This window comes from Henriciella sp. (genome assembly GCF_049649345.1).
GTDB lineage: Bacteria > Pseudomonadota > Alphaproteobacteria > Caulobacterales > Hyphomonadaceae > Henriciella.
Window position 1 is genome coordinate 1 of record NZ_JBARZC010000068.1, and the last position, 5,373, is coordinate 5,373.

Annotated in this window: 5 protein-coding genes and 1 tRNA gene; 2 read left to right on the forward strand and 4 right to left on the reverse strand. The window is 60.7% G+C overall.

The genetic code is table 11. From position 1 onward, the window contains the following. The 4 genes from WA989_RS01655 to WA989_RS01670 form a co-directional block, all read right to left on the reverse strand. Positions 1-1,543 (reverse strand): valine--tRNA ligase (locus WA989_RS01655; protein WP_424338791.1); only part of this gene is annotated, 1,543 nt, incomplete at its 3' end. 86 nt (positions 1,544-1,629) lie between these two features. Continuing rightward, positions 1,630-2,457: a DUF2497 domain-containing protein gene (locus WA989_RS01660; protein ID WP_424338792.1), complete on the reverse strand. Its 828-nt coding sequence runs from the start codon at positions 2,455-2,457 to the stop codon at positions 1,630-1,632. 105 nt (positions 2,458-2,562) lie between these two features. Beyond that, complete coding sequence (locus WA989_RS01665; protein WP_424338793.1) at positions 2,563-3,852, reverse strand: TolC family outer membrane protein; 1,290 nt, start codon at positions 3,850-3,852, stop codon at positions 2,563-2,565. A 107-nt stretch (positions 3,853-3,959) separates the two neighbouring features. Further along, positions 3,960-4,613: a protein-L-isoaspartate O-methyltransferase family protein gene (locus WA989_RS01670; RefSeq protein WP_424338794.1), complete on the reverse strand. Its 654-nt coding sequence runs from the start codon at positions 4,611-4,613 to the stop codon at positions 3,960-3,962. A gap of 146 nt (positions 4,614-4,759) precedes the next feature. Between WA989_RS01670 and WA989_RS01675 the strand changes: the two genes are divergently transcribed. Next, positions 4,760-4,833: transfer RNA gene (locus WA989_RS01675), tRNA-Cys, on the forward strand. Positions 4,834-5,127: 294 nt separating this feature from the next. Continuing rightward, a partial coding sequence (locus WA989_RS01680) for a hypothetical protein (RefSeq protein ID WP_424338795.1) occupies positions 5,128-5,373 on the forward strand: 246 nt, incomplete at its 3' end.

Below are 5,373 nucleotides of genomic sequence, written 5' to 3' on the forward strand. Positions count from 1 at the left end.
CGTCGGGATCGCGATAAACAATAGCGCTAGATGGTTCACCCCCAGACCTTCCTCCACCCCAAACCGCCGATCCATCTTCTGCAATCTGAATGCGAATGGCGTCGCCATAGTAAACTTGCGCCTCTTCCAGCATCTCCGCCTCAGTTTCCGCCACGAAGATTTTTTTAGGTGAGTACGGCACATCGCTTTTCAGATCGTCCAAGGTAGGACCAAACCAAGCCGGAATCCTATGTCCCCACCAGAGCTGGCGGCTGATGCACCAGGGCTGGATGTTGTCCATCCAGTTGTAATAGGTCTTGGTCCAGTTCTCGGGCACGAATTTGGTCTTGCCAGAGCGCACCGCCTCGATGGCCGGCTTGGCGAGCTCTTCGGCGTTCACATACCACTGGTCGGTCAGCCACGGTTCGATGACGACGCCGGAGCGGTCGCCGAAGGGCTGTTCGATCTTCTTCTTCTCGATCTCGACCAGAAGTCCAAGCGCCTCGAAGTCTTCCTCGATCTTCTTGCGCGCCTCGAAACGGTCGAGACCGCGATAGGCCTCGGGAATGCCCGCAGCCTCAGCCTCAGCGCCGTCCACGATCGCGGCGATCTGGGTCAACACATTGAGGCGCGGCAGGCCAGCCCGCTCGCCGACCTGGAAGTCGTTGAAATCGTGCGCGGGGGTGATCTTCACCGCGCCGGATCCCTTTTCAGGGTCGGCATGTTCATCGGCGACGATGGGGATGCAGCGGCCCACGATGGGCAGGTCCACGAACTTGCCGACGAGGCCCTTATAACGCTCATCATCGGGGTGAACGGCAACGCCGGTGTCGCCCAGCATGGTTTCGGGCCGGGTGGTGGCGACGACGATATAGTCACGCGTCTCGGTGCCGGCCGGATTCCCGTCTTCATCAAAGACCGGGTGCTCGTAGGTCACGCCGTCTGCGAGCGGATAGCGAAGATGCCAGAAAGCGCCCTGCACTTCCTTCTGCTCCACCTCGAGATCGGAGATCGCCGTCTGGAAATGCGGGTCCCAGTTCACAAGCCGCTTGTCGCGGTAGATGAGGCCGTCCTCGTACAGCTTCACGAAGACTTTCTTCACGGCTTCGGAAAGCCCGTCATCCATAGTGAAGCGCTCATTCTCCCAATCGCAGGAGGCACCGAGGCGTTTCAGCTGCTTGATGATCTGGCCGCCGGACTGTTCTTTCCACTCCCAGACGCGCTCGACAAATTTCTCGCGGCCGAGGCTGGCGCGGCTCTCATTGCCGCCATCTGCGGCCAGCTGGCGCTCGACCACCATCTGCGTCGCAATGCCGGCATGGTCTGTGCCCGGCTGCCAGCGGACATTCTTGCCGCGCATCCGCTCAAACCGGACGAGAATGTCCTGCAGCGTGTTGTTCAGGGCGTGGCCCATATGGAGGACGCCGGTGACGTTCGGTGGCGGGATGACGATGGAATAGGCCTCGGCGCTTGTGTCGCCAGAGGGGCGGAAGCATCCGGCCTCCGCCCAGCGCTCATAGATGCGCTGTTCTGCATTGGCAGGGTCAAAGCGTTGGTCGAGCATCAATCTATTCCATCAGGTCAGTAAACAAACAAAAGGCGCGCCGGTCAGGGCGCGCCTCGTCTCTATATCAGGGTGTGAACGAGGGTCTAGCGCGCCATGCGGGCGATGCGCTGTACTTCCTCTTCGACCTTGCGCTCAACAATGCCTGGCAGATTCGCATCAAGCCATTCCTTGATCATCGGGCGAAGGAGCTCGCGCATCAGGCCGTCGAGCGTATTCGGATTGCCATCGTCGTCGGTTGACTGTTTGACCATCAGCTTGCCGAGCGCGCTAGCTGCGGCGCCGGCGATGCGTTCATCGGTCAGGCCGGACGACGCCGGCTCAGGCGATGTTTCTGGCGCTGTTTCGGTTTTACCGCGCAGCATGCTTGTCTCCTTGCGGACCGGTTCTTCAACGTGTTGCGCCGCGGCAGGTTCTGGCTGAGGCGCAGGCGCGGCGGGTTCTGCCTCTTCGACAACATCCCATTCCGGCTCAATCGTCGCAAGCGAATCTTCAACCATCGGCTCATCAGCGTCGAGATCAACGGCCTCGAAGTCGAAATCTTCCAGCTCGTCTTCCGGCGCCGGCGCGGTGAGCGGCTCTTCCTCCACCTTGTCAGCGGTCAGTTCCTCGAACATCTCCTCGTCGACATCGGTCAGCAATTCGCCTCCCTCATCGTCGTCGCCGATTGTGTCGAAGTCGTCATCGCCAGGCTGGGACAAGGCCTCCACATCGCCGTCGCTTTCCGCGATGACATCATCAAGGGACAGATCGTCAAAGCCATCCTCGTCGGAAACGGCGACTGAGACCTGAGGCTCTTTCTGCGCTGTGGGCTGTCCGGCCGCTTGGGCGGGTTCGCCATCATCGGCAATGATTTTGCGAATGGAGGCGAGAATTTCCTCCATAGTCGGTTCAGCTTGCGCTTTGTCGGCCATACCCAGCTCCCGAAAGGTCAATAATGTGTGCCTTATTTGGCTACACCGCGTCGGTTAATAGGATGTTATGATGGATTCGTAAGCAGATTGCACGTCAACCAGCTGTTAGCGAATGCCTATCCCCAGACTTTCCGGCGTCAGCTGGCCCATGGCAGCAAGCAATTGGTGGGCGGCGACATATCTGTTGCGTTCTGACGTTGCGAGCGCAAGGCGGGCTTCGAGCAGTTGCTGTTCCTGATCGAGCACATCGAGCGTCGTGCGAAAGCCGACCATTTGTTCCTCACGGGCGCCCTCATAGGCGATTTCAGCCGCCTCGACCTGGCGCTGGGAGGCCTCGACCGCCCGCTCGGAGGCTTCATAGCCATACCAGGCCTGCGCAATACTCGCGCGGATCAACCGTTCTGTCTGGGCAATCTGAGCCTGGGCCTGACTCTGTGCGAGACGCGCTTCGCGCAGCCGAGACGTATTCAGCCCGCCGGTAAAAAGCGGAATACGGGCCTGCGCGCCGGCGACCATGCTCGAATCGGTGAAGCCATCCTGGTGGTATTCCTGAACGCCGGCCTGGGCGATCGCAGAGACTTCAGGGCGCAGCGCGCCGCGCGCCACCTTTATCGCTTCACGGGCCGCTTTCTCTGCGTGCCGGGCCGCTTCGAGAGACGGGTTCTGCGCCACAGCAACCGCAACTGCCTGTTCCAGTGTTTCGGGCAAGTCCGGCGCAGGCGGCGGCGGGACGAGCTCGCCTGCTTCGAGCCCGGTCAGGACGGCGTAGAAAGCGAGACTGCCTTCCAGATCGGCCTCAGCGGCGGCGAGTTGGGCGCGCCCGCCTTCCAGACGCGCCCCGGAAAGAGCGACATCGGTCCGGGTGACATCGCCCACGTCGAACCTGTCCTGCGAGGCCGTCAGCTGGCCTCCGAGCAGTTCGATACTGTTGTTTCTGATCGCGATCACGTCGCGGTCGCGGATGATGTTCACATAGGCCGTGACCGTATCGAGCATCAGCGACTGGATGGTCGCATCGAGCTGGGAACTGGCGGCGCTCGCGCCGGCTTCGGCCTGACGGACACCCGCGCTCAGCCGCCCGCCAGTATAAAGTGGCAGGCGGGCTTCCAGCTGCGCAGACGCAACAGGCCGATCGCCGAGATTAAAGGCGAAGGGGCGGTTTGAATCGATTGATTCGTAAACATAGCTACCGAACACATCGACGGTCGGCCGGCGCTGCGCGCGGGCCTGATTGATGCGCTCACCGGCAATCTCTGCGCTGACGCGTTCGGCACTGATTTCCGGATTGTTGAGATAGGCGGCTGTCAGCGCGTCGTGCAGCGTGTCGGCCGCTGCCTGGAGATTGAGCGTCAGGGCCAGCACACCGCCGCTTGCCAACAATCGTGCGAGCTTCATTCCACTCTCCGCCATCCGTTCCCGGCACTAGACTAGGCCGGAATTAGCAAAAAGTGAACAGTGTTCACTTCTGAAGCGAACTGTAGATTCAAGAACGCCCGGACGCGCTAGAAGGCGAAGCTTTTCTTCTGGCGGAAACCCGGCAGTTCAGGCGGGCAGGCATCGAAGACATCGCGGTAGGATGTCGTATCGCCCGCGCGGGTATAGATGCGGCCACGGCCCAGATCGCGGCCGACAGGAACGGCCAGTCCGAGACGCCCGCCTTCGGACAGCTGGCTGAACCAGGTCTCGGGCACCTGTTCGACCATACCGGTCACGAGAATGGCATCGAACGGGCCCTGATCTGCAAGGCCATCATGCAGATTGCCCTGAACGGCAACGGCGCGGTCGATGCCGAGCCTGGCGAACCGGTCGGACATTTCATCGACCAGCTGCTCGTCCTCCTCCAGCGCGATCGCCGTCTCTACGATCTTGGCAAGCAGCGCGGTCTCATAGCCGGCACCAGCGGCGATAACGAGCGCGATATCATTTGGCTGCGGGTCGAGCGCCTTCAGCATCTTGCCGAGGTCACGCGGCGTCCAGAGGGCGCGTCCGTCACTCGTCTCGATCTCGTATTCGGCGTAGGCAATGGGCTGGTCGGCCTTGGAGACAAAGGCTTCGCGCGGGGTGTGCAGAAAAGCCGAGACGATTTCCGCATCCGTCACATCGTTCGGGCGGATCTGTGAATCGACCATGATCCGGCGCATTTTCGCAAAATCCATGGAGAGGCATCCTTCAGGCTCGATCAGTCTGAGCCCGCAATATATGAGGCCGCCGCGGCTGGCAATGTGGCCATATGTGTGAAACGCGGTTTTCGGTGATTGCAAGCATGAGGGCGCGCTGCTATCAGATCGCCTCGCTCTGATCAGGCCCTGTGGCGGAGTGGTGACGCAGCGGATTGCAAATCCGTGTACCCCGGTTCGATTCCGGGCGGGGCCTCCAGGCTATTCCCCAGAGATCGCGCCAGAGACGATGCTGGCCCAGTCATTGTGTGCCGAAACACGACGAAAACGGGCGTTTGGCGAGCATCAATTCCGGCCCTAGATTTTACCAGAGGCTGGTGATTCTCGCGGCCCTTACCATCTTAGGGCGAACTATAATCCTCATTTTTTCAAGGCGCTAATCGCTTCTGCGTCATGCCTCAGGCGAGTTGGGTACGCCTAAATTCGCGTTTGGCACGAACTCTGCCTCAGAGAGCCCCATAACCCGTTCAATTGCGGTCATGAGGACTCACTTATGTGGAACAATGTGCAGCTCAACGCCCAGGTCAATCTGCTGGACCAGCCGGAAATCTTACCCCTGGCGCCCAAACCCTCTGCTGAAGTTGTCCAGCTTCACGCCAATCCGTGCCAGATCCTGGCGGACGCGATGGCGGCCTATCTGCAAAGGGACGAAGATCTCGCCAAGCGCGGCGATGCGGTCCTTGAAATGAGCTTCCTTCTGAGGCGCGCCCTGTCCGTCAATCTGGACGACATGGCCCCC